Source organism: Neisseria sp. HMSC078C12 (genome assembly GCF_001838065.1).
Classification (GTDB): domain Bacteria; phylum Pseudomonadota; class Gammaproteobacteria; order Burkholderiales; family Neisseriaceae; genus Neisseria.
Window position 1 is genome coordinate 43,490 of record NZ_KV835613.1, and the last position, 25,345, is coordinate 68,834.

The 25,345-nt window shown below is 52.1% G+C and carries 19 protein-coding genes; 10 read left to right on the forward strand and 9 right to left on the reverse strand.

The window, feature by feature from the left end; all coding sequences use genetic code 11:
- The first annotated feature begins 5 nt into the window (after positions 1-5).
- From HMPREF2596_RS08580 to HMPREF2596_RS08610, 7 genes are all read left to right on the forward strand, one after another.
- Positions 6-1,049: a LacI family DNA-binding transcriptional regulator gene (locus tag HMPREF2596_RS08580; RefSeq protein ID WP_070850736.1), complete on the forward strand. Its 1,044-nt coding sequence runs from the start codon at positions 6-8 to the stop codon at positions 1,047-1,049.
- A gap of 195 nt (positions 1,050-1,244) precedes the next feature.
- Positions 1,245-2,567 (forward strand): MFS transporter, encoded by a 1,323-nt coding sequence (locus HMPREF2596_RS08585; RefSeq protein ID WP_070850737.1) that lies wholly within the window; start codon positions 1,245-1,247, stop codon positions 2,565-2,567.
- A 208-nt stretch (positions 2,568-2,775) separates the two neighbouring features.
- On the forward strand, positions 2,776-5,079 hold the full coding sequence (gene parC / locus HMPREF2596_RS08590) for a DNA topoisomerase IV subunit A (protein WP_070850738.1): 2,304 nt from the start codon (positions 2,776-2,778) through the stop codon (positions 5,077-5,079).
- A gap of 70 nt (positions 5,080-5,149) precedes the next feature.
- Positions 5,150-6,736: a two-component system sensor histidine kinase NtrB gene (locus HMPREF2596_RS08595; protein WP_070850739.1), complete on the forward strand. Its 1,587-nt coding sequence runs from the start codon at positions 5,150-5,152 to the stop codon at positions 6,734-6,736.
- Positions 6,729-8,357, forward strand: a complete 1,629-nt coding sequence (locus HMPREF2596_RS08600; protein WP_070850740.1) for a sigma-54-dependent transcriptional regulator — start codon at positions 6,729-6,731, stop codon at positions 8,355-8,357. Before HMPREF2596_RS08595 ends, HMPREF2596_RS08600 begins: the two co-directional genes overlap by 8 nt.
- A 48-nt stretch (positions 8,358-8,405) precedes the next feature.
- The gene (locus tag HMPREF2596_RS08605; RefSeq protein ID WP_070850741.1) at positions 8,406-9,158 is read left to right on the forward strand and encodes a class I SAM-dependent methyltransferase; all 753 of its coding nucleotides are present in this window, start codon (positions 8,406-8,408) and stop codon (positions 9,156-9,158) included.
- Positions 9,159-9,260: 102 nt separating this feature from the next.
- The gene (locus HMPREF2596_RS08610) at positions 9,261-9,944 is read left to right on the forward strand and encodes a 2,3-diphosphoglycerate-dependent phosphoglycerate mutase (RefSeq protein ID WP_036493345.1); all 684 of its coding nucleotides are present in this window, start codon (positions 9,261-9,263) and stop codon (positions 9,942-9,944) included.
- Positions 9,945-10,079: 135 nt separating this feature from the next.
- On the opposite strand, the gene HMPREF2596_RS08615 is transcribed toward HMPREF2596_RS08610, so the two are convergent.
- Positions 10,080-10,871: a DsbC family protein gene (locus HMPREF2596_RS08615; protein ID WP_070850742.1), complete on the reverse strand. Its 792-nt coding sequence runs from the start codon at positions 10,869-10,871 to the stop codon at positions 10,080-10,082.
- A 135-nt stretch (positions 10,872-11,006) separates the two neighbouring features.
- Here HMPREF2596_RS08615 and HMPREF2596_RS08620 point away from each other — a divergent pair, with 135 nt between their 5' ends.
- Positions 11,007-13,196 carry a primosomal protein N' gene (locus HMPREF2596_RS08620; RefSeq protein WP_070850743.1) on the forward strand — a complete coding sequence of 730 codons (2,190 nt, stop codon included), beginning with the start codon at positions 11,007-11,009 and terminating at the stop codon, positions 13,194-13,196.
- 80 nt (positions 13,197-13,276) lie between these two features.
- On the opposite strand, the gene HMPREF2596_RS08625 is transcribed toward HMPREF2596_RS08620, so the two are convergent.
- From HMPREF2596_RS08625 to HMPREF2596_RS08635, 3 genes are all read right to left on the reverse strand, one after another.
- Entirely contained in the window at positions 13,277-13,951 is a 675-nt protein-coding gene (locus tag HMPREF2596_RS08625; RefSeq protein ID WP_070850744.1) for a hypothetical protein, read from the reverse strand.
- 335 nt (positions 13,952-14,286) lie between these two features.
- A complete protein-coding gene (gene erpA, locus HMPREF2596_RS08630) occupies positions 14,287-14,625 on the reverse strand; it encodes an iron-sulfur cluster insertion protein ErpA (protein WP_003680162.1) in 339 nt (112 codons plus the stop codon).
- A gap of 131 nt (positions 14,626-14,756) precedes the next feature.
- Positions 14,757-15,443, reverse strand: coding sequence for a S24 family peptidase (locus HMPREF2596_RS08635; RefSeq protein WP_003680158.1), 687 nt, complete (start codon positions 15,441-15,443; stop codon positions 14,757-14,759).
- Positions 15,444-15,704: 261 nt separating this feature from the next.
- On the opposite strand from HMPREF2596_RS08635, the gene HMPREF2596_RS08640 reads away from it, so the two are divergent.
- Positions 15,705-15,980, forward strand: a complete 276-nt coding sequence (locus HMPREF2596_RS08640) for a hypothetical protein (RefSeq protein ID WP_003680156.1) — start codon at positions 15,705-15,707, stop codon at positions 15,978-15,980.
- A gap of 93 nt (positions 15,981-16,073) precedes the next feature.
- Here the strand turns inward: HMPREF2596_RS08640 and argC are convergent, their stop codons facing one another.
- From argC to HMPREF2596_RS08660, 5 genes are all read right to left on the reverse strand, one after another.
- Positions 16,074-17,120: an N-acetyl-gamma-glutamyl-phosphate reductase gene (argC, locus tag HMPREF2596_RS08645; protein ID WP_070850745.1), complete on the reverse strand. Its 1,047-nt coding sequence runs from the start codon at positions 17,118-17,120 to the stop codon at positions 16,074-16,076.
- Positions 17,117-17,353, reverse strand: a complete 237-nt coding sequence (locus tag HMPREF2596_RS11315; RefSeq protein WP_141762674.1) for a hypothetical protein — start codon at positions 17,351-17,353, stop codon at positions 17,117-17,119. The genes argC and HMPREF2596_RS11315 overlap by 4 nt, the downstream gene beginning before the upstream one ends.
- A gap of 150 nt (positions 17,354-17,503) precedes the next feature.
- The gene (locus HMPREF2596_RS08650; protein ID WP_070850746.1) at positions 17,504-19,207 is read right to left on the reverse strand and encodes an ABC transporter ATP-binding protein/permease; all 1,704 of its coding nucleotides are present in this window, start codon (positions 19,205-19,207) and stop codon (positions 17,504-17,506) included.
- Between the two features lie 129 nt (positions 19,208-19,336).
- Positions 19,337-21,544 (reverse strand): TonB-dependent siderophore receptor, encoded by a 2,208-nt coding sequence (locus HMPREF2596_RS08655; RefSeq protein WP_070850747.1) that lies wholly within the window; start codon positions 21,542-21,544, stop codon positions 19,337-19,339.
- Positions 21,545-21,975: 431 nt separating this feature from the next.
- The gene (locus HMPREF2596_RS08660; protein WP_070850748.1) at positions 21,976-24,180 is read right to left on the reverse strand and encodes a TonB-dependent siderophore receptor; all 2,205 of its coding nucleotides are present in this window, start codon (positions 24,178-24,180) and stop codon (positions 21,976-21,978) included.
- A gap of 312 nt (positions 24,181-24,492) precedes the next feature.
- Between HMPREF2596_RS08660 and serB the strand changes: the two genes are divergently transcribed.
- The gene (gene serB, locus HMPREF2596_RS08665) at positions 24,493-25,323 is read left to right on the forward strand and encodes a phosphoserine phosphatase SerB (RefSeq protein ID WP_070850749.1); all 831 of its coding nucleotides are present in this window, start codon (positions 24,493-24,495) and stop codon (positions 25,321-25,323) included.
- Positions 25,324-25,345 lie beyond the last annotated feature (22 nt).

Sequence of the window (25,345 nt, forward strand, 5' to 3'; positions counted from 1 at the left end):
GTAAGATGGCTACAATTTATGATGTCGCTGCTTATGCCGGGGTATCTCCCAAGACGGTCAGCCGTGTGATTAACGGCGATGCGCCGGTCAGTGATAAAACCCGTTCCAAAGTAGAAACAGCGATTGCCGCTTTGGGCTATATCCCGTCTTCTGCGGCGCGGATTATGCGGTTCCACCGTTCCGGCTTGGTCGGCCTGATTACCGGCGCCATTTCGCGGACGGGTGAGAATACGGGCGGACACGGCATTCCGGATATGTTCTTGATTAAGGGCATTCAGCAGCGGATTCGCACACAAGGCAAGATTTTGATGATTGCCGACATCGACAACAAGCCGGGTCAGCCCGGTCAGATGGAGCCGCTGATCCGTACCTTTATGGAACACCGTGCCGAGGGGATTTTATATGTCGCCGGTTTCCATCAGGAAGTATTGTTGCCGGAAGTGCCCAATCGTTGCCCGATGGTGTTGGTCAACTGTTTTGATTTGGCAGGTACGCCGTCGGTTTTGCCGGACGATGAAGCAGGGCAGTATGGCTTGGTGCACCGGATTATCCAAAGCGGACACAAACGGATTGCTTATGTGACTTTGCAGCCGGGCGTGGAAGCGACGAGATTGAGATTGGCCGGATACCGCCGGGCTTTGGCGGATGCGGATATTGTTTTTGATCCGGATTTGGTGCAGACAGGGTATCCTGATTTCAGCAATGACAGCGGGTCTTTGATTTCGGCTATTTTGAAATTGCTGTCTTTGCCGACTCCGCCGACGGTAATTTGCTGCGGCAACGATGAAATGGCCGTGCGCGTGTACGGGATTTTGAGGACGCGCGGCGTACGGGTTCCTGAGCAAGTCTCCGTTGCCGGCTACGATAATCACAGTGCGATTGCGGAAACGCTGTTTCCGCCGTTGACCAGCACCGAGCTGCCTTATCTGCGCATGGGCGAAATGGCGGCGGATTTGCTGTTCCAATACATCGAACATCCGGCCGGTACGGCTCAGCCCGTCAAGGTCGTTGGGGAAACCATCTGGCGTCAGTCTGTGATGAATAAATAGTTTCAGACGGCCTAAAAATAAGCTTCAAACAACACAAACACACATCAAAACAAGATTATATAAACGGTCAAAATAAAGGCCGTCTGAAAACAGGGTTGCCTCATTAAAAAAGGCGGTCCAATACAATAAAAGCGTCATACTGCTGAAATTGGAGTTTGTTGTTTCCATAGTTTATTATCCAGGAGTAGCCTTCCTATGAAAATCTCCCCACAAGTGGCGATGACACTTCGCCAGATTATGCTGATGAACTTCGGTTTCTTCGGCATTCAATACAGCTTCGGGTTGCAGCAAACTGCGATTAACCCGATTTTCAGCTTCCTTCATGCCGACCCGAGCCAATTGCCGATTTTGAATATGGCAGGCCCGATCACCGGTTTGCTGGTGCAGCCGATGATTGGTGCGATGAGTGACCGCACTTGGGTGCCGGGATTGGGCCGCCGCCGTCCGTATTTCTTGATCGGCGCCATCGGTTGCAGCCTCTGCCTCTTTATTTATCCGCACGTTACCGCCTTGTGGGTGGCCGTATTGCTGCTGTGGCTCTTGGACATCAGCAACAACACGGCAATGGAACCTTTCCGTGCCTTTATTGCCGATACCGTTCCTGAACAACAGCAATCCACCGGTTTCTTGATGCAGTCCGTGTTTACCGGTTTGGGTATTACCCTGGCCAACGTTTCCCTCTATATCTTTCAACAAATCGGCTGGTTGCAACAAACTTCCGAAGCGGGCATTCCGTATTGGGTATTCGGTTCGTTTTATATTGGTGCGGTCTGCTCCATCGGTTCGGTTTTGGTTACCGTTTTATCAACAGCCGAACGCGAGCCCAGCCCTGAAGAAATGGCGGCCATTAAAGCCCAGCCGAGCGGCCCGGCCCATGCTGTTAAAGATATTGTCGTTGCCGTGCGCGAAATGCCGACTGCCCTGTGGCAACTGGCTTTGGTGTATCTCTTCCAATGGTACGCGCTCTTCATCTACTGGCAATATATTTCCCACAGTATCGTTCAATCCGTCTGGGACTCGACCGTTGAGAATACCGAAGCGTATAGCCAAGCGGTTGCATGGACCGGCCTGGTAAACGGTTTCTACAACGTGGTAACCTTTATCTCCGCCTTCGGCCTGATGTGGATGGCGCGCAAATACGCCGCCAAATATGTTCACGCCTTTGCCGTAACCCTTGCAGCGCTGGCCTTGCTCACCATTCCGCACATCGGCAACAAATACCTGATGTTTGCGCCGATGATTGGTTTCGGTGTCGGTTGGGCAAGTATGATGGGCGTGCCGTTTATGATTGTGGTCGGTTCTATTCCGAAAGAACGTTACGGCGTGTACATGGGTATTGTGAACATGATGATTGTGATTCCAATGCTGATTGAAACCGTATCTTTCGGCTGGGTGTACAGAACTTTCTTGGGTTCAAACCCTGCCAACGCGATGACTTTTGCCGGTGTTTCCCTGGCCATCGCCGCTGCGTTGACCTTAACCATTAAAACTGCGGCCAAACCGGCTACTGCAGAATAACGAAGTTTTGATTTAAAACCAAAATGAAAAGGCCGTCTGAAACATGAAAGGGTTTCAGACGGCCTTTTTGGTCGAAACAAATCATATTTGCCGACTTGATTCGGTAAGCCTTATTGTTGCTGCGCTACCGTTCATCACTCAAATTGGCTATGACTACCGATTTTGCTTTACAATATCCTTCTTTAATTGATTTCGTTTTACCATCCTGATGACAGAACACATTTCCGCTCCAAGTCCATCTCCTGTCGGCGAAGGCTACCTGCTGTTGGGTCAGTACGCCGAACGCGCCTATCTCGAATACGCCATGAGCGTGGTCAAAGGCCGCGCGCTGCCTGAAGTTTCAGACGGCCAAAAGCCCGTGCAACGGCGTATTTTGTTTGCCATGCGCGATATGGGTTTGACGGCGGGCGCGAAGCCGGTGAAGTCGGCGCGCGTGGTCGGCGAGATTTTGGGTAAATACCATCCGCACGGCGACAGTTCCGCCTATGAGGCGATGGTGCGGATGGCGCAGGATTTTACCTTGCGCTATCCCTTAATCGACGGCATCGGCAACTTCGGTTCGCGCGACGGCGACGGGGCGGCGGCGATGCGTTATACCGAAGCGCGGCTGACGCCGATTGCGGAATTGCTGTTGTCCGAAATCAATCAGGGGACGGTGGATTTTGTGCCGAACTACGACGGCGCGTTTGACGAACCGCTGCACCTGCCCGCCCGCCTGCCCATGGTGTTGCTCAACGGCGCGTCGGGCATCGCGGTGGGCATGGCGACCGAAATTCCGTCGCACAATTTGAACGAAGTAACGCAGGCGGCGATTGCGCTGTTGAAGAAACCGACGCTGGAAACCGCCGACCTGATGCAATATATTCCCGCGCCCGATTTTGCCGGCGGCGGTCAAATCATCACGCCGGCGGACGAATTGCGCCGGATTTACGAAACCGGCAAAGGCAGCGTGCGCGTGCGTGCGCGTTACGAAATCGAGAAATTGGCGCGCGGACAGTGGCGCGTGATTGTGACCGAGCTGCCGCCGAACGCCAACTCCGCCAAAATCCTTGCCGAAATCGAAGAACAAACCAACCCGAAACCGAAAGCGGGTAAAAAGCAGCTCAACCAAGACCAGCTCAACACCAAAAAGCTGATGCTGGATTTAATCGACCGCGTGCGCGACGAGTCCGACGGCGAACATCCCGTGCGCCTGGTGTTCGAACCAAAATCCAGCCGAATCGATACGGATACCTTCATCAACACGCTGATGGCGCAGACTTCGCTGGAAGGCAATGTGTCCATGAACTTGGTGATGATGGGGCTGGACAACCGTCCCGCGCAGAAAAACCTGAAAACGATTTTGCAGGAATGGTTGGATTTCCGCGTCGTTACTGTAACATGTCGTCTGAAATTCCGTTTGAACCAAGTGGAAAAACGGCTGCACATCCTTGAAGGCCGTCTGAAAGTCTTTCTGCATATTGACGAAGTGATTAAAGTCATCCGCGAATCAGACGACCCGAAAGCCGATTTGATGGCGGCGTTCGGGCTGACCGAAATCCAGGCCGAAGATATTTTGGAAATCCGCCTGCGCCAGTTGGCGCGTTTGGAAGGTTTCAAACTCGAAAAAGAATTGAACGAATTGCGCGAAGAACAAGGCCGTCTGAATATCCTTTTGGGCGACGAAAACGAAAAACGCAAGCTGATTATCAAAGAGATGCAGGCGGACATGAAGCAGTTCGGCGACGCGCGCCGCACGCTGGTGGAAGAAGCCGGGCGCGCCGTGCTGACGCAAACCACCGCCGATGAACCCATCACGCTGATTCTGTCGGAAAAAGGGTGGATACGCAGCCGGGCCGGACACAACCTTGATTTGAGCCAAACCGCATTCAAAGAAGGCGACCGCCTCAAGCAAACCCTTGAAGGCCGTACCGTTTTACCCGTCGTCATTCTCGATTCATTGGGCAGAACCTACACGCTCGATGCCGCCGAAATCCCCGGCGGACGCGGCGACGGCGTGCCGGTTTCATCGTTAATCGAGCTGCAAAACGGCGCCAAACCCGTCGCCATGCTCACCGGCCAGCCCGAACAGCATTACTTGCTTTCAGGCAGCGGTGGCTACGGCTTCATCGCCAAGCTGGGCGACATGGTCGGACGCGTGAAAGCGGGCAAAGTGGTGATGACCGTGGATAGCGGCGAAACCGTCCTGCCGCCGATTGCGGTTTATGCCTCTTCGCTCATCAACCCCGACTGCAAAATCGTACTGGCAAGCAGCGACCACCGCCTCTTGGCGTTTTCCATCGGCGAACTCAAAGTCATGCCCAAAGGGCGCGGTTTGCAGTTGATGTCGCTGACCGACGGCGCATTTTTGGAACACGTTATGGTAACGACCTCTCCTGAGTTTACCGTTGTATCGGTCGGCCGCCGCGGCGCCGAGCATCAGGAAAAACTGCGGATTGCCGATATTGACGGCAAGCGCGGTAAAAAGGGCAAAGTATTGGAAATATCAGGCCGTCTGAAAAGTTTGTCTTAAGGCAAAAACCAATATATTCAAATAAATTAAATTTACTACGACATTGCATGAAAATAAAAAAGGTTCACTTATGAACAGAGCCAATCTTCAAGAGCTGGGTAATCTGAGGGAGCGGATTCCCGGCGTCATCAACATCGCCCGAATAGCCATCGTCTTGCCGCTTTTGGTTTTGCACGCTTTCGGCAGCTACACGGGCGGCAATTTGATTGGCGTTTCGTTGCCGGCGGTTGAGTTTTATATCTGGATAACGCTGTATTTCTTCCTGATTATGCTCTCCGTACTCCGCCCGGGCTGGCAGTGGCAATCCTTGGATTTGCCCAATGCCAGCGCAGTGGTCGACATCACCATGATTATGGTTTTGGTGTATATCTCCGGCGGTACGGCTTCCGGTTTCGGGATTTTGGTTTTGCCGTTTGTCGCCACGTCGTGTCTGCTCAGTTATGGCCATTACCCCATGCTGTACGCAGGTTATACGGCAATGCTGTTTATTTTGAACCTGTTTTTAGACGGCAGTATGCGTTTCGATTCGTTTAATTGGGACGCAAAATCAGTGGCGAATTCTTTAATGCTGATCGGCGCCAGCTATCTGGTGGCGATGCTGACCTCGTTTGCCGCCCGTTATCTCGAACAGGCCACAGAGTCCGCCAGCCGCCATCAATTGGCCTACCGCCGTATCAGCGGCCTGAACCATTTGGTTTTAAACCGCGTACAGGAAGCGGTGGTGGTGATTGATGCGACTCAGCGCGTGTGGCTGTTTAACAAACAGGCAAAAATCTATTTTCCCAGCCTGATTATCGATCAGCAGGAAATCGTGTTTGGCGAACTGGTGGCCCGATGGCAGCGCCAACCCGACAAACCTTTTGAAACCGATATTCATATTTTCCAACACGCCATGCACGTCCGTGCCGTTCCGCTGATTCAGGAGCAGACCGAGCTGCTGATGCTGTATGTTCGCTCATTGCGTGAAGTGGCTGCGGAAGCCATGTCCACCAAGCTGACTTCGCTCGGTCAATTGACTGCCAACCTCGCCCACGAAATCCGCAACCCGATGTCCGCCATCCGTCATGCCAGCGATTTGTTGCAGGAAGGCGATGAGGCAGATCCGCTCAAGGCCAAGCTCTACAACATCATCGACAGCAATATCCAACGCATCGACAAGATGTTGGAAGACGTATCCCTGCTTAACAAACGAGACAACATCAGCCGCCAGCCGATTAATCTGATGAAATTCTGGTTGGAGTTCAAGCAGGAATTTACCTTGAACAATCACGATGCCATCGGCTGTTTGCGCATGAATATGGACGGCAACAACCTGACCGTATTGGTCGATCCTATGCATTTGCAGCAAGTGATGTGGAACTTGTGCAACAATGCGTGGCGACACAGCCGTCAGGACGAAAACGCCATTACCGTCCTTATCCGTTCAAGCGGCAGGATGCATATTTCCATCGTAGTGGCGGACAACGGCAAAGGCGTGCCACCCGATGTACGAAATCATTTGTTCGAGCCGTTTTACACCACCGAAAAACAAGGCACCGGCTTGGGGCTTTACGTCGCACGCGAGTTGGCACACGCCAATATGGGGCAGCTGCATTATCACCCTGAAATGAACGGGTTTGAATTGATTTTACCGAAGGAGCAAGCGCAGGATGAATAAATTGCAAGAGCCGGTTTTGGTTGTCGATGACGAGGCAGACATCCGCGACCTGATGGAAATGACCCTGATGAAAATGGGTCTGCGCGTCGATACTGCGGCTGGTGTTGAAGAAGCCAAAGACAAGCTGGACAACAACGATTATTCGCTGGTGTTGACCGATATGCGTATGCCCGACGGCTCGGGTCTCGAGGTTGTCCAATACATCGACGAGTTGATGCTCGACACCCCCGTCGCCGTGATTACGGCTTTCGGCAATGCCGACCAAGCCGTTGAAGCCTTGAAAGCAGGGGCGTTTGATTATCTGCAAAAACCGATTACACTGTCGCAGTTGCGTTCATTGGTTAAATCGGCAGTGTCGGTTTCAGACAATACTGACGAACCCACGCCGTCTGAAAAAGTCAAATCGCAGCCTGCGCCTGTTTCTGCCGCACTGTATAAACCCGAACCTCAGCCGGCCAAACCTGTCGTTACGCCTCCTAAGAGCGTACAGAGCGAATTTAACCGGCCTTTGACTGTTCCGGAAGGGCTCAATTCCTTAAAAGAGCGTTTTTCGGCCGGCAGCATCAATCCTGCTCTGCAACAAGACGCACCTATATTGGACGGCGAGGACGATATGCCGCGCCTGTTGGGTACTTCGCCGCAAATGGTCGAAGTACGCCACCTGATTCGCAGATTGGCCCACAGCCTTGTTCCCGTTTATATCTCCGGCGAGTCCGGTACGGGTAAAGAGCAGGCGGCGCGCACGATTCACGAGCTGTCCGACCGCGCTGACAAACCGTTTATTGCCGTCAACTGCGGAGCCATTCCTGAAAACCTGATGGAAAGCGAGTTTTTCGGCTACAAAAAAGGCAGTTTTACCGGCGCAGATCAAGACCGTCTCGGCTTTTTCCAACACGCTGACGGCGGCACTTTGTTCCTTGACGAAGTTGCCGATTTGCCGCTTGCCATGCAGGTCAAACTCCTGCGCGCCATTCAAGAAAAAGCCGTGCGCCGTATCGGTGATGCGCGGGAAACCTCTGTGGATGTGCGCATTATTTGTGCAACCCATAAAAACCTCGAAGCATTGGTTGAAAGCGGCGCATTCCGTCAGGACTTGTATTACCGCCTTAACGTAGTCTCCCTGCACATGCCGCCTTTGCGCGAAATGCGCGAAGACTTGGGCGCGCTGATTTTGTATCTGCTGTATAAACACCGTCACGGCAATCAAACCTACAAACTCAGCCCGAAAGCCCAAGAAGCCTTGTTGCATTACAGCTACCCCGGCAACTTCCGCGAGTTGGAAAATATCCTCGAACGCGCCGTTGCACTGACGGTCGGCCAAGTGATACAAGTGGACGACTTGCAGATTCAAAACGCCCCGCAGGCCAAAGCCGATCGCAGCAGCCTTTCTTTTGACGACATCGCCGAACCTGACGCGCGCGAAACCACGCTCAATCACAGCCCCATTCCGCCGTTTGATCCGCGCACCATGCAGATACAGGATTACCTCGACCAAGTGGAACGCAGCATCATCGAGCAGGCCTTGCAGCAAACCCGTTACAACCGTACCCAAGCCGCCAAACTTTTGGGCATCAGCTTCCGCTCCATGCGCTACCGCATGGAACGCTTGGACATCAATTAAAACGTTCAGACGGCCCAAGTTTTCCAGGCCGTCTGAAACATAAGCCTTATGTACAAGATTTATTTTGACAAAACCGCATCTGCCGAACTTCGCAGCCTTGCCGTGCCTTTCGGGCTGACCGTTATCGACCGGCAGCCTGAAGCAGGCAGTTTCCTTATCGCTGACGAAAGCGGCATCAGTTTATGCCGCGCCGGTGAAAAAGGCCGTGTCCGCGTTGATTTTGATGGCGGTGCCGCCCATTATCGGCGCACTAAAGGCGGCGGCGAGCTGATTGCCAAAGCCGTCAACCATACTGCGCAACCGACTGTCTGGGACGCTACCGGCGGACTGGGACGCGACAGCTTCGTGCTTGCCTCGTTGGGTTTGAATGTACACACTTTTGAACAAAATCCTACTGTTGCCTGTCTACTTTCAGACGGCCTCAACAGGGCGGGACAAAGTGAAGAAACACGGGAGATTGCCCGGCGAATTACTTTGCACTTTGGCAATGCCGTTGATTTGATGCAGGAATTGGCCGCGAAAAACGGCAGGCCCGATGTAGTGTATCTCGACCCGATGTACCCGGAACGCCGCAAAACCGCCGCCGTGAAAAAAGAAATGGCCTATTTCCACGACTTGGTCGGCGCGGCACAAGACGAAGCCGAGTTGTTGGACGCAGCGTTGAATACTGCCAAAAAGCGCATTGTCGTCAAACGCCCGCGCTTGGGCGAATTTCTCGACGGGCGCAAACCTGCTTATCAATACACCGGCAAAAGCACGCGTTTTGACGTTTACCTTCCGACAAGGCCGTCTGAAGACTAGAAGTAAACTTGCAACATATCAAAAGAAGCCGCCGACGTTATCAGCGCGGCGGCAAAGTGTGCTATAAATACCTTTTCCCAAACTTCATTGGAGCAAACAATCATGGAATTAGTATTCATCCGTCACGGACAAAGCGAATGGAACGCGAAAAACCTTTTCACCGGCTGGCGCGACGTTAAGCTGAGCGAGCAAGGTTTGGCAGAAGCCGCCGCAGCAGGTAAAAAGCTGAAAGAAAAAGGCTATGAATTCGACATCGCCTTTACTTCCGTCCTGACCCGTGCCATCAAAACCTGTAACATCGTTTTGGAAGAATCCGACCAACTGTTTGTTCCGCAAATCAAATCATGGCGTTTGAACGAGCGCCACTACGGCCAGCTGCAAGGTTTGGATAAAAAACAAACCGCAGAAAAATACGGCGACGAGCAAGTCCACATCTGGCGCCGCAGCTACGATACCCTGCCTCCGCTGCTCGATCCTAAAGACCCGCATTCCGCCCACAACGACCGCCGCTATGCTAACTTGCCTAGCGATGTTATTCCCGATGGCGAAAACCTCAAAGTTACCCTCGAGCGCGTCCTGCCTTTCTGGGAAGACCAAATCGCTCCGGCCATCCTGAGCGGCAAACGTGTTTTGGTTGCGGCACACGGCAACTCCCTGCGCGCGTTGGCCAAACACATCGAAGGTATTTCAGACGAAGACATCATGGGCTTGGAAATCCCGACCGGCCAGCCGCTGGTGTACAAATTGGACGAAAACCTGAAAGTGGTTGAGAAATTCTACCTGTAAGGTAAAGGGAAAAAGGACGTGGCGAACACGTCCTTTTTTGTATTTGTCTGTTTGAGGCCGTCTGAAAGCAATTGATGGCAGGGCGAAATGAAAAAAGGACGCGTAAAGCGTCCTTGATGGAGATTAAACCCTGTATTACTGGTTTTTCTCGATAACTTCTTTGAGGTGGGGCATAGGGCTGTAACCGCTTTGGCTGCGGCCGTTAGGGAAGACCAGGGTCGGCGTGCCGTTGAAGCCGAATTGTTCGCCCAATGAAGTGGTTTCCGCAACAGGGTTTTCGCAGTTTGCTTTGCCGCTTGGGAGTTTGCCTTTGCGCATCCAGTCGGTCCATGCTTGGGTCGGATTAGGTTGGCACCACAACAGCTCGGCTTTGCGCGCGGCATCAGGGTGCAGGCTTGGAATCGGCATCATGAAGGTGTAAATCGTGATGTCGGTCATTTTTTCAAATTCATGCTCCAAGCGTTTGCAGAACGGGCAGTCCGGATCGGAGAAAACGGCGACTTTCAGTTTGCCGTTGCCGCGCACTTCTTTGATGGCTTTGTCCAAAGGCAGGGAAGCGAAGTCGATTTTGTTCAAATCGGCGGCGCGTTCTTCAGTCAGGCTTTGGCGCGTGTTGACGTTGATGAGGTCGCCGACGAGCATATAGTCGCCTTTGGCATCGGTATAGATGATTTGTTTGCCGCTGACGACAACTTCGTAAATGCCTTTAATCGGTGTTTCACTGACGCTCAAAACTTTCAAATCTTGGGCGGCATAGACTTTTTCCAAACGCGCTTTCAAAGAAGCGGCAACGGATTTGTCGGCAGGCGCTTCCGCTTTGGCAGCCGGCGCAGGCGCGGCGTTGGCTTTGGATACGGCAGGTTGACCGCATGCCAACAAAGGAAGGACGGCAAACGGTGTTAAGATTTTGATTAACTTGGTTTTCATGCGAGAGACTTGCGTGTGTTAAAAGTAAGGCATTGTATCAAACCTCTGTCATGCCTGCATTGTATTGAGGCTCAATTTATCGTCTGAAAATAGCTTTCGGCTGTTAAAATACGAAAAAATGATTTGATTGTTTGTATGATTTACTACCGCATCGCTGTGAACGTGCCGCTTTCAGACGGCCTTTTGACTTATTCTCATTCCGAGCCGCTCCCTCCGGGAACGCGGGTGCTTGTGTCTTTCCGCAATAAAACCGTGGTTGGGATTGTGTGGGAAACGGATATTGCGCCCGATATGGATGCGGCGCGGATTTTGTGTGTTCAGACGGCCTTTGTAGAAGAAAAGCCGTTGCCTCAAAGCTGGCGTGATTTGTTGGCGTTTACGTCGCGTTATTACCACTATCCGACCGGGCAGGCGGTGTTTGCCGCGCTGCCGCAGGGTTTGAAGGAAACGCGCGCGGTGGAAATGCCGCAGCCACCGTTGTTTTATGCTTTGAACGAAGCAGGCAGGGCGCAAACACCGCCGCCGGCGCGGTTCAACAAAAAAGCGGCTTTGTGGGACGCGCTGCTGTCGGGCGGAATGACGATGGCGGCGTTGAAGCAGGTGAACGCGCAGGCGGCGAAATTAATCGAAGATTGGGCGGAACAGGGCTGGATTGAAACGACGGAAGCGGCGAAGTCCGTTTTAAGGCCGTACCACGGGCAGGCTTCGCACTCTGAATTTGTATTAAACGCCGACCAGCAGAAGGCTTCCGATGAGATTCAGACGGCCTTTGGCAAATTCCAGCCGTTTTTGCTGTACGGCATTACCGGCAGCGGCAAGACTGAGGTGTATTTCGATGCGATGGCGAAAGTGTTGGCGCAGGGGCGGCAGGTGTTGTTTCTGTTGCCTGAAATTAACCTCACGCCGCAGCTTTTGAAGCGGGTGGAAGACCGTTTTGCCGACGTGCCGACCGCCGTGTTGCACAGCCAGATGGCGGCAGGCAAGCGCACGCAGGATTATTTGCGCGCGATGTTGGGGCAGGCGAAGCTGGTCATCGGCACGCGGCTGGCGGTGTTCACGCCGATGGATGATGTCGGGCTGATTGTGGTCGATGAGGAACATGACGGCTCGTTCAAACAGGACAACGAATTGCGCTACCACGCCCGCGATTTGGCGGTGTGGCGGGCGAAGCAGAGCGGCTGCCCCATCGTGTTGGGCAGCGCCACGCCCAGCTTGGAGAGCTGGCACAAGGCGCAAAGCGGTGCGTACCGCCTGCTGCAACTGACCGAGCGCGCCCATACCGCTGCGCAACTGCCGCAAGTGGAAATACTCAATGTAGGCCGTCTGAAACTCGACAACGGCTTCTCGCCGCAAGCCTTGCAGCTTTTGAAACAGAACTTTGAAGCGGGCGGCATGTCGCTGGTGTACCTCAACCGGCGCGGCTTCGCGCCCGCACTGTTTTGCGGCGACTGCGGCCATACCTTTGGCTGTCCGAACTGCTCCGCCAAAATGGTGCTGCACCAACGCGCCCGCCAACTGCGCTGCCACCACTGCGACCACCGTGAACCCATCCCGTTCAAATGCCCCGACTGCGGCAACCAAGACCTGACCGCCGTCGGCCACGGCACGCAGCGCGTCGAAGAAACCCTGCGCGCCTTCCTGCCCAAGGCCGCCATCGTCCGCGTCGATAGGGACAGCACGGCGCACAAAAATGACTGGGCGGATTTGTACCGCCGCATCGCCGACAACGAAATTGACATTCTGGTTGGCACGCAGATGCTCGCCAAAGGTCATGATTTCGCACGGCTCAACCTCGTTATCGTATTAAACGCCGACGGCAGCCTGTACAGTGCGGACTTTCGCGCACCGGAAAGGCTGTTCGCCGAGCTGATGCAAGTGTCCGGCAGGGCGGGGCGCGCCGACAAACCCGGCAAGGTGTTGATACAGACCCAACTGCCCGAACATCCCGTCTTCGCCGCCGTCAAAGCGCAGGACTACGCCGTGTTTGCCGAAAACGAATTGAATGAGCGGCAAATGTTTGCCATGCCGCCCTTCGGTTTCCAGACCGCCATTCGCGCCGACGCGCCGCGCGTTGCCGATGCGATGGAATTTCTCAACGCAGCCAAAGAAACCCTCGCCCCACTTTTGCCCGAAAGCGTCTCCCAGTTCGGCGCCGCCCCCATGCTGATGGTGCGCCTCGCCGAACGCGAACGCGCGCAAATTTTCCTTGAATCGACATCCCGACAGGATTTGCACCGCGCCGTGAGTTTGTGGGTGCAGGTGTTGCAGCAAAACCGCGAAGGCAAAATCAGATGGTCGGTGGATGTGGATGTGCAAGAGGCTTGATTGGAATGATGCAATCAATATAAATATAAAAGGCCGTCTGAAAATCTGTTTTTCAGACGGCCTTAAGTTTTGAAATCAGTTTAGAAGAATTTTGCAGCGATATAGCCGAGAGCAAGCAGGCTCAAAACGGCGAATACGATGGCAACCGTAAGTAGAAAACGTGTTTTGTTTCTGGCTGCCAGTGCGGCCAGCTCAGGATTTTGGCCTAACTCTTCGCGTAATTGGGATTCCAATTCGGCACGGATTTTTTTGCGCAGCTTTTTCTCTTCCTGTTCGCGTTCATATTTGAGCTTGTGAGCAATTTCAGTTTGTTTTTTATGCTCAAAAGAGATTTTTTCCTGCCATTCAATGCGCTTGCGCTGAATGGCCAGCTCATTTTTTTCTGTCAAATCAAAGTGGCAGGTCTTACATTCCTGTGCATCGAGTTCGTCAATAATCGTCATGCAGACGGGGCATTGGATAGGGTCGGGCGTGTTGACTGCCAACACGGGTTCTTCTTCAACCGCTTCCAACTCCATAGCCTGACGGACGATTACGTCCAAACCCAAATAGCTGAAGTAATGCTGCGCATTTTCGCGCTCGTCTTGGGTGCATTTCTCGGCCACAATGGCTTGCGGACGCTCTGCCAAGGCTTGAATCAGGCTCTCGGCTTCGTTTTCGGGCAGGTTGTCATACAGGCAGGCATGGATGCGCTCCCTATCCGTGTTCGGCGGATAGGAAACGTATACGTCGAAAAATTTTTCTTGTTTGCTCATTGATATCCCATGAGTATTTCGACTGCGTCAACCAAATGGGTTTAGCCTAAGGTTTTGTTATTGTGTATGAGCTGTTTTGGCTTGCGATGCAGGCAAAAACAGAGGCCGCAGTCTGAGGCAGACCGGATAGGGGGTGCCTTCGTGTCGTTAATCGGCTGGACAATGACTTTTTATTTATATGGCAATATGCATGTCCAATGTTATGTCTATTGTAGAGTAAATATTCACGCCCGATATTATTATTATAAGATAAATCTAATATTGTTTAAAATAAATTCACACAAAAGGCCGTCTGAAGATACAGACGGCCTGTTTTTCGTGAAGAAACGGATTGTTTATACGGAGAAGGACGAGCCGCAACCGCAAGTCGTTTCGGCATTCGGATTGCGGATGACGAATTGAGAACCTTGCAGGCTTTCGGTGTAGTCGATTTCCGCACCAACCAGATATTGGTAGCTCATCGGGTCGACCAAGAACGTCAGGCCGTTTTTTTGGATTTCGAAATCGTCGTCGTTTTTGATTTCGTCAAAGGTAAAACCGTATTGGAAGCCGGAACAGCCGCCACCGTTGACGAATACGCGCAATTTCAGGTCGGGATTGTTCTCTTCGGCAATCAGGTCGGCAACTTTGGTGCAGCAGCTGTCAGTAAAGATAATAGGGCTTTCGTCTGACATGATGTGATTCCTTTTATATGAATGTTTTTACTATTGTCGCGCAAACCGTTGGCCAAAGCAAGTTTGTGCAGACAGGTCTGCCAGCTTACATGGAGGGCATGGCAGAAATTTCAAGCGCCAGTATGTCAGATTTAGATGCTTCTGCCAAACCATTCTACACGGCCGATGATGGCAACGTCGTCGGTCGGGTTTTTCAAGTCGATTTCAAAAGTAGGGTAGGCTTCGTTGGCGGAAATGACGTTGACGATGCCGCCGGGTATCAGTTGCAGGCGTTTGACCAGAAGGTTTTCGTTGAGGCGCAAAACATAGAGGCCGTCGCGTGGCGTGGTTTGGCCGTGGTTGATGAGGATGGTGTCGCCATCATTCAGCACGCCTTCCATCGAGTCGCCTTTGACTGAGATAACGGAAAGGTTTTTGATGTCGCGCGTCACATAATTTTCAATCCAATAGCGTCGGAACGCCATGGCGAACATGGGTTGCTCATCGCCGACGAGCTGACCGTGTCCGGCCGCGGCTTGGATGTCGTAACGCGGTACGAAGACAAATTCGTCTATATCGACTGGATTGCCCAGCGTATCTGTTGCTGTGGCTTTCGGGGCTTCGGAATCGGGGAAGGGGGAACCTTCGCCTGTCAACAGCCAGTCTATGCTGCAGCCTTTAAGTTGTTTGATTTTTTTTAGCGTTTCCGATTTCGGCAGGCCGCCTTCGTTCCAGATACGGCTGAATCCGGCGATGGTCATATCGATGTCGGCGGCAATTTTGGCTTGGCGGGCTTCATCTTTCCATAAGAAAGCCAGGCGGTCTTTAAAGGTATCCATGTTTATGCCTTTATGGAGGTATGTTTTTTATATGGTTTGGACGATTTGAGTGTATTTTACCTTAGTTTTTATAAAATTGTAAGAAAAAAATTACTCAATCTAAGAAAAAGTATTGCATATTCTATTTTTTCTTAGTATTATTCGTTTTGTCTTAGATAAATCGATATTTCTTATTTTCTATTCGATTTTTCTTAGTTTGGTTTTATTTGGTTTAGTTTTTCTGATTTAAACCTGCTATATGATTATGATGAGAGGTGTGAAATGACTCGTTCGCGTAAAAATACTTTTTGGGTGCTGCTGGCGTTGGTGCTGGGTTTTTTTGCCCTGCCTTTCGGATCTTCGGAAGCGCATGAAGCGGACGGTAATTTGACGGCTTCGGAATGCGAACGCTTGGGCAGTTTGAGTCTGGATCAGATGGACGGCAGGCTGCTTGCCTTCGCCAAAGAATGCGATATGGTGGAGGCTACCCACGATTGGGAGCAACAGTACGGTAACTTGAATGAAGAAGAAATGCTTGCCGGCGTGGTGTATGAGTGATGTTTGCGTATGAATTAATAAAGGCCGTCTGAAAACCATTATTTCAGACGGCCTTGTGTTTGTGATGACTTTGTACCTGCAATAAGGATGACGTTAAGGCATCAACGGCGCATTGGTCAGGCCGGTGGTTTCAGGCAGGCCGAACATGATGTTCATATTCTGCACGGCTTGACCGGCTGCGCCTTTAACCAAGTTATCGATGACGGAAAGCACAATCCACACATTGTCTTGATCGGGCGCTTTTTGAACGCTGATACGGCAAAGGTTGGCGCCGCGCACGCTGCGGGTTTCGGGTGTCGAACCTGAAGGCAGGATATCGACAAAGGGGCTGTCGCGGTAGTATTCGCGCAGCAAGGCTTCAGGATCGGTGTGTTCTTGCAGGTGCAGATACAGGGTGGCGTGCATGCCGCGTATCATCGGAACAAGGTGTGGCACGAAAATCAGGCCGTCTGAAACCTGGTCTTGCAGTCCGGACAGGGTTTGTCGGATTTCAGGCAGATGGCGGTGGCCGCCGACGCCGTAGGCTTTGAAGTTGTCGCCTGCTTCGCACAATAGGGCATGGGTACTGGCTTTGCGGCCTGCACCGGAAACACCGGATTTACAGTCGGCAATCAGCGGCGCGTTGGCTTTCAGACGGCCTGCTTGAAGCAGCGGCAATAAGGGCAGGGAAACGCAGGTGGGGTAGCAGCCCGGATTGGCCACCAGCATGGCTTTGGCGATGTCGTCTTTGTGAAGTTCGCACAAACCGTACACTGCTTGGGAAACGAGTTGCGGCGCGGCATGGGTCATTTTGTACCATTGTTTCCATGTGGGGATGTCGCGGATACGGAAGTCGGCAGACAGGTCGATCACGCGTACGCCTTTTTCGACAAGGGCTGGCGCTTCTTTCATGGCCACGCCGTTGGGTGTGGCGAAGAATACGAGGTCGCAGCGGTCAAGCCCGGCCTCTTCGGGCGTTTGGAATGCAAGGTTGTAAATGCCGCGCAGGCTGGGGAAGTAGTCCGCTACTGCAATACCGGCTTCGCTTCGGCTGGTAACGGCGGTGACTTCTGCGTTGGGGTGGCTGCTGAGCAGGCGCAACAATTCGACGCCTGTGTATCCGGTTGCACCGACAATACCGATTTTAATTTTTGTGGTCATGGTGTGGCTCCTTTGTAGGGATGACGATGCGTTTGATTATATAGTAATTGATTGCCGTCGGTCAGCGGTGCTTGTGCCAAGCTTTGCAAGGGACGGTTAAACAGGCCGTCTGAAATATGGAATGAATAATATTCGGGAGCGGGTTTCAGACGGCCTGAGCGTTGGGAAAACGCAGTTTGCGGTTTGATTTGTCTGTTGATTTGTGGTGGGTGTTTCGTCTTTATCCTATCCATACGAATACAAAATAAAAATGTAAAAAAATGCCCCCGGGTTGGAGGACCGGAGGCAAGTATCCAAGGAGTAGCTCTCATCAATAAGAACTAGTTACTTGGTACTATATCCCTTGTTAGGATTGAAAGCAAGCGTTTTGCACATTTTAACGTTTAAATAATTTTTTCATTCAAATTCAGCGAACTATCAAACAGGGCTTGAATCTTGGGTTGGTGGCTGATGCCGATGACCAAAGTGTCGGGCAAATGTTGTTTGAGGGTCTGCATCAACATCAGGGCGGATTCGTCATCAAGCTGGTTGGTGGCTTCGTCGAGGAACAGGATTTGCGGTTTGTGCAGCAGTGCACGTGCGAGGCTGAGGCGTTGCTGTTCGCCGCCGGAGAGGATGCCGTGCCATTCGTATGGGGTGTCCAAATCGTTGATCAACGTGTGCAGCCTACCCGTGGGGTTGTTTAGGCCGACTTGTTCCAAAACGGTTTGAATCAAATGGTCGTCTTGGCAGGCTGAGTAAGGGTAGCTGACGGTTTGGCGCAGGGTATCGGTAGGCAGGTAAGGGCGTTGCGGGAAAAACAGGCGGCTGCCTTCGAGTGAAAAACTGCCTTGATAATACGGCCATAAACCGGCCAGCACGCGCAACAGCGTGGATTTGCCGATGCCGCTTTTGCCTTCGAGCAATAGCCATTCTGGGGCATGGGCTTCAAGGTTGATGCCGGAGAGCAGGGGAGTGCCGGTTTGGGTGTGGACGGTAAGGTTGTGCAGGACGGCTTTGCCGCGATGTTGCGGCAAATCTGCTTGGTGTGGCTGAAGGACGGGGCTTTTGTGTTCTGCTTGTTCTAAGGCCGTCTGAAAACCGGAAAGCCGCTCGATGACTGCCGCCCATTCAATCAGGCGGCGGTAGGAGTCGGTAAACCAGCCGAAGCTGTCTTGGACGCGGGCAAACGATGTGCGCGTCTGCATCATGTCGCCGAAGGTCATGGTTTTGGCGAGGTACATGGGCAGGGTGGCGAGGATGGGGATGAAGATGCTGATGCGGACATAGGTCGCCCAGAAGGTTTCTTGGCGAAATTCGCAGTTGGTCAGTCGCCGCCAGTTGTCGCGGATGCGGAGGTAACGTTGTTTCAGACGGCCTGTTTCGGCTTCACCGCCGTTGTAGAAGGCGATTTGTTCGGCATGGTCGCGCACGCGCAGAAGGGCGGCGCGGTAGTCGGCTTCGCGGTGCTGGCGGTCGATATTGAGGTTTTTCAGTTTGCGGCCGACAAGGTGGGCGATGACGGTGCTGAAGATGGAATAAATCAGGGCAACCCAGACGAGGTAGCCGTGTATGGTGATGCTGTATCCGCCGATGTTGAAGGTCTGCACGCCGGAGAGCGTCCACAGTACGGCGACGAACGCGCTGAATTTGGCAACGTTGTTGATGAAGGAGCGAAAGAGGCCGATGCTTTTGTCGGCGAGGAGGTAGATGTCTTCGGCGATACGCTGGTCGGGGTTGTCCGGTTCGCCTGTCAGGCGCAGGCGGTAGTGTTTGTGACCTTCGAGCCAGTTTGTTTGGAATTGCTCGGTCAGGTGGGTGCGCCAGCGGAAGATGAGGCGTTTTTGCAACCAGTCGCCGCAAACGATGCAGCCGATGATCATCGCCATATAGCCGAGGTATTCGACAATGAGCGCGGGCATGGACGCGCCGTCAAATGCGGCCAGTGCGTCGTAGAAACGTTTGTCCCAAGCGGCGATCCAAACGCTGATGGTGATGGAGCAAAGGGTGAAGCCGATGAGGACGGCGAGCATCAGCCATTGGATGCGGCCGTGCGCCCCCGACCAGAAAGGACGGGCGAGGTAAAAGAATTTTTTGAGTGTTTTCATAATGCTTGCGAATGCGTGCGAATGGCCGTCTGAAAGTGAAATTGTACTTTCAGACGGCCTTTTTATCAGCAATAGTTGGTTTATGCTTTTAAAAAATGAGCGGTCAACCCGTGCTTGCTATGCTGCTATTTACATTTTCCATTTCAGGCTGAACACGGCGTTGCGCGGTTCGCCGTAGAAGTTGTCGCTGTTGGCAGCTCGGTTGTATTGGTTTTCGTAGTAGCGTTTGTCGGTCAGGTTGTTGACCGCCAGCCCCAGTTGCAAGTTTTTGCTCGGGCGGTATTGGACGTTGGTATTCCAAATGGTGTAGCCGCCTTGCTTGATGGAGCCGTAGGAATTGGCGGTTTTGCTGCTGCTCTTCAAACCAAGACCGACTGTCCATTTGCCGTCATCCACCGGCAGGACATAGCTGGTGTAGAGGCGGAACATATGCTTCGGCGTATGGCTGCTGAAGTTGTAGCCTTTTCGGCGCGATTCAACATTGTTACCGACGCTGTTGCGGTTGGTGCTGCGGTTGAAGGTGTAGCCTGCGTAAACTTGCCAACGGTCGGTCAGACTGCCGGAGATTTCAGCGTCCAAGCCGCGGCTGCTTTGATTGAGCGGTTCCCAATAGGGATGCGGTTTCGCATTGACGCGTTGGTTGTTGTTGTCTTTGTCGGTGCGGTAGAGGGCGACGGAAGTATTCAGACGGCCTTCGTTCCATTCGCCTTTCCAGCCGAGTTCGTAGTTGCGTCCCATAATCGGCGGCAGCAGGTTGTCGTTGTAGTCGCGGTTCATCGTTTGTTTGAAAATGGACGTATAGGCGGCGTAAATACTTTGCTTGGGCGTGATGTCGTAAGTGATGCCGGCATAAGGAACGAAGCGGTTGCGTTTGAGCGAGTCTGATGAACCTGCTGCCCCGTCTTTGAGGTCGCGATCCCAATAGTAGTCGCGTTTCCAGCTGGTATAGCGTCCGCCTGCGATGATGTGTAGTTTGTCGGTAGGATTGATGCGCGCGCCCAAACCAAAGGCGTGGGTAGTATAACGGCCGTCGCCGCCACGGGCTTTGGCTGTGGCAGAATCCCAATCGGGTTTGGCTTTTTCGCTGCCGTTGAAGGCATCTGCGTCATAGGTGCTGCTGTCGTTGAGCCAGCGGTTGCTTGAGTTCACGTTCTCTTTGGAATAGCTGTGCATGAAGAAGAGGTCGTGATTTTGGCCGAAAGCGAAGATGCGGCCGGTCAAGTTGTTTTGGAAAGTGAACTGGCGGTTGCCTGCATCGTAACGGTCGAAGCTGTATGTGGTCCCCAGGCCGTCTGTACCGATGCCGTTACCCGTGCCGCCCAGCGTGTAATATTCTTTTGAACTGGTGTTCTTGCGCCAGTCTAGTTTGCTGCTCAGTTTCCAGTTGTCGTTGAAATAATGTTCTAATTCGGCGAAAAGATTGTATTTTTTCAGGCGGGCTTCGTTCCAATCCGCACCAAGATAGCGGCTGCGTTTCCACTCTTTGCCGTCTGCACGCATAGGCAGGCCGTCAGGATCAGGTGTTTCAGTTTGGTTGAGATAGCTTGCGCCCCAGGTAAGTTTGCTGTTGTCGCCGATGTCTTTGTCCATTACGCCATACAGAAGGACGTCGCGGCCGCCGGATTGGTCTTTGAAGGTTTTGTTGCTGCCTACCGAGCCGACAAAGCGACCGCGCAGGCCGTGTTCTTGGCTTAAGGTGCCGGATGCATCAAAGACGCTGTTTACTTTGCCCCATGAGTTTGCCGTCAAATCGGCGGAAAGTTGGCGTTTTGCAGTTGGTTTTTTACGGACGGCGTTTACCGTTCCGCCGGGTTCGTTGTTTGCCTGTGTCAAACCTGCCGCACCGCGCACCACTTCAATGTGGTCGTACATTGCCATATCGGTTGCACTGGTCGGGTCGCCGGCCGGACCGCCTAAGCCAAATCCGCCGGGCGAGCCGAGTTGCGTGGCAATACCGTCTTCTTCAAACTGTTCGATAAAATAGCCGCGCGACATGAAATGCGTGCGTCCGCCGCTTTTGAAAACATTGATGCCCGTAGCGTTTTGCAACGCACCTTCTAAGTCGGTAATGCCCTGGTCTTCAATTTGTTTTTTGGTAATGACGCTGACGGATTGGGGGATCTCCCGCGGAGAGAGCACCAGCCCTGTGGTTGAGCGCAGGGCGGATACGGTGTAGCTGTTTTGACTTTCAGTGCGCAGGCTTTTGTTTTTACCTACTACGGTAACTTGTTCCACTTCAGCCTGTTGTACTTCTTCGGCAGCTTGTGCGGCTTGGGGCAATGCGGCAAGGCAGAGGGCAAGAGTGCTTAGTTTGAATAGTTTCTCAGAATGGTGCATTGGGAGGGGTCCTTGATAAAGAAAGGTCTGTTTGTTTTTAAATATTGGCGGCAATATCTGTTTAAATTGAGCCGTTGTTTTTTATAAGCCGTTTTGTTTTAAAAATTAAATATAAGTCCCCGAATCATTTTATTTGATTCAATTTCGATTTTGCCAAACCATCGGGTCAAAAAAAGGTTGCCATCGGAAAGGGAAGCCGTTGGCAACGAATGGAGGTGGTAATGCAATGAAAGCTAGATACAAATGGTAGTATAAAACTAGCCATAAATAACTATATCGAAACGGTGAGAAAAATCAACAGGAATTTTTTTCGGTTGAGAAAATTTTTTAGACTGTTTGCTTTATATCAAGATTTAAAAAAAGGTTTGATTGGAAAAGGCCGTCTGAAAACGGAAAGAATCGGTTTCAGACGGCCTTTTAATCAAGCGGGGTTAGAACTTGTAATCGACTTTGAACATGATGTTGCGCGGTTGGCCGTAAATATTGTTAATGCCCATTGTGCGAATACGGTGGTTTTCATAGTAGCGGCGGTTGCCCAAATTGCTGCCGATCAAACTGAGGTTGAGATTTTTGGTCGGTGTGTAATGAACATCGGCATTCCAAAGCAGGTAGCCGCCTTGGCCTACATTCCACAAACTGTTGGTTTTGCTTTGCACGGTCATGCCGCCGCCGATGGTCCATTTACGGTCGGCAAAGGGGAGGCGGTAGCTGGTGTACAGGCGGAACATATGTTTGGGCGTATGTTTGCTGAAGTTTGTGCCGATGGGGTAACGCGCCCCTTCGCTTTCTTTATATTTGCTCATATTGAAAGCGTAGTTTGCCGATATTTTCCAATCTTCGGTGAGGTCGCCGGAGAGTTCGGCTTCAAAGCCGCGGCTTTGAACTTTGCCGATGGCCTGATATGCCCATTCGCCTATAGCGTTGCGTTTATCTAAATCATACGGACGGTTTTTTTGAATGATTTGGTAGAGGGCAAACGAGCTGTTGAGTCTGCCGTTGCCAAACCAGTCGGATTTGAAGCCGATTTCGGTATTGGTACCGGTAATCGGGTTCAGGAGGTTGTTGTCCATATCGCGGTTGGTCTGCGGTTTTTTGATTTGGGTGTAGTTGGCATAGATGCTGTGGTTTTTGTCGACATCGAATGTAATGCCCAAGTAAGGGACAAGGCTGGATTTTCGGTATTCGGACAGTTTGCCTGTTTTGCGGTTGTCGAAGTCGTATGCCCAGTGTGTGTAACGCAATGCGCCCAAAATGTGGAGTTTGTGCCAAGGGGTAAAGAGAACGCCTGTCGATACGGCATGGTTGGTGATGGTGCGTTCGGTATCGGTATAGTTGGCGTTGCCGCTTGTCCAATCGGTGCGCGCCACGCTCTTCCAGTCGTAATCGAAAATATTGTATTCGTTAGAGGTACGGGCTTTCCATAGGTTGTAGGAGCTGTTGTTTTCCCGTGAATAAGTGTAGTTGGCAAATGCCTGCTGTTCGTTGCCTAAGGCTTGGAACTTGCCGGATACGCCGGTTTGGAAGGCAAATTGTTTGCCGGTATTGTCGTATTTTTGGATGTTGTCGGTTGCACCGGTAAAAATGCCGTTCTGTCCGATGCCGGCGAACCTGCCGCCTGTATTGGCTGCGGTGGCGAAGTTTTGGGCGGATGAAGAACGGTTGTAGTTGAGCTTGCTGCTCCATTTCCAATTGTCGTTGATTTGATGGTCGAATTCGGCAAAGACATTGCGTTTGTACAAGCGGATTTGATTCCACTCCGCGCCCAGATAGGTATCTCTCGGAAGGTTAAGGTCAAAGCCGTTGCCCATCGGTACGCCGTAAAAATCGGGTGTTTCTTCGGTGCGTTGGTACAGGCCGCCAAGTGTGGCTTTGCTGTTCTCGCCGATATCGGCCTCTAAAATCCCGTACAGCATTTGGCCTTTGGTTGGGTTTTTGTCTTGGAAAGTTTTATTGCGTGTCAGGCTGGAAACCAAACGGCCGCGGACGCTGTGACTGCTGTTTAAACTGCCCGATACGTCGCCGATCAGGCCCGCTGCGCCGAAACGGTCGGCCATAAAACTTAAGGTTGCCTGCGTATTGGCGGTCGGACGTTTGCGCACGACATTGATTGTGCCGCCGGGTTCGCTGTTGGATTGGGTCAGGCCGGTCGGACCTCGGACAACTTCGATATGGTCGTAGATGGCCAAATTGCTCATGCTTTGAGGGTCGTTGTACGGGTTGCCGGACGAACCTGCAACGGTAGTGGATAAGCCGTCTTCTTCAATTTGATCGATGTAAAAGCCGCGCGATTGATAACGCCAACGGCCGGAATCGGGAATTACGTTGATGCCGGTTGTGGTTTTTAAGGCTTGTTCCATATTGGTCATGCCTTGGTTATCCAGCTGCGTTTTGGTAATCACGCTTACCGACTGCGGCGTTTCTTTCGGAGACAAGGCAAGGCCGGTGGTGGTGCGCATGGCTGAAGTTGTGTAGGAGTCGCGGTTTTCGGTGCGGGTGGAACGGTTTTTGCCGGTTACGTTGACGGTTTGCAGCTCGGTAGTTTGTTCGAGCTTGGGTGTTGCCGTGTTTTCTGCTAAGGCTGCATAAGGCAGGGTGGCAATAATGAGTGTTAATGTTTTGAGGGTTGGGGCGTTCATGAACGTCTTTCTATAATTAAAATAAAATAATAATAATTATATTTTACAATAATTTTGTTATTTTGTAATTTAAGAACAAGATTTTGAGGGTTTTTAGCAGATTTATGTTATTTTTATGGTTTTTGAAGGTGTTTTTGAAATTAAACTAGCTAAGGGAATCAAGCGACAGGCCGTCTGAAAATTTTCGGGGTGGTTCGGCTATAATGCTGTTTTGGTTTTTTTAAGGCCTTTGCAAAAATACGGTTTGCGTTGCTTTAAGCTGAATGTGCACCGGATTTATTTGCAAAGGTTTTGGGGCATGAGGAGAAAGAGATGAAGAAAGTTTTGGTGTTGCAACGTGGGGATTTGGGCGCGTGCGACTGGTCGGCGTTTGGCGGTTTGGTGTCTGCGCCATCAGGGAAGTCGGTGTTGCGTGTACCGGTTTCGGATGATTTTGAATTGACGGACGGGATGCGTGCGGCGTTGATTGCGCAGCAGATAGATAGCGCGGTGTTGCCGGATGTGGCTTTTGCCGATTTGGGACTGATTGTCAGCGATATGGATTCGACGCTGATTACGATTGAGTGCGTGGATGAGATTGCGGCCGGTGTCGGGCTGAAGGATGAGGTGGCCAAGATTACGGAGCAGTCGATGCGCGGCGAGCTGGACTTTGAGCAGTCTTTGCGCAAGCGTGTGGCCTTGCTGGCCGGTTTGGACGAGCGCGTGTTGGAAGAGGTGTACGAGAATGTGTTGCAGCTGTCGCCGGGCGCGGAATTTTTGTTGGAAGCGTGCAAACGGAATGATGTGAAGTTTATGCTGGTGTCGGGCGGATTTACGTTCTTTACGGAACGTCTGCAACGGCGTTTGGGCTTGGATTTCCATTTTGCGAATGTGTTGGAAGTGGAAAACGGCAAGCTGACAGGCCGTCTGAAAGGGCGGATTATCGATGCGCAGGCTAAGACTGATTTGTTATGTGAATACCGTGAGCGTCTGGGTTTGGCTCCGTGGCAGGTTGTGGCGATGGGCGATGGTGCGAACGATATTCCGATGATACGGGAGGCGGGATTCGGCATTGCTTATCGGGCGAAACCGAAAACTGAAGCGAATGCGGATGCGTGTGTGCGCTTTGGTGGTTTGGAGCGGATACGCGGTTGGTTTGCGTAAACTGTTTGAGGTCAGGCCGTCT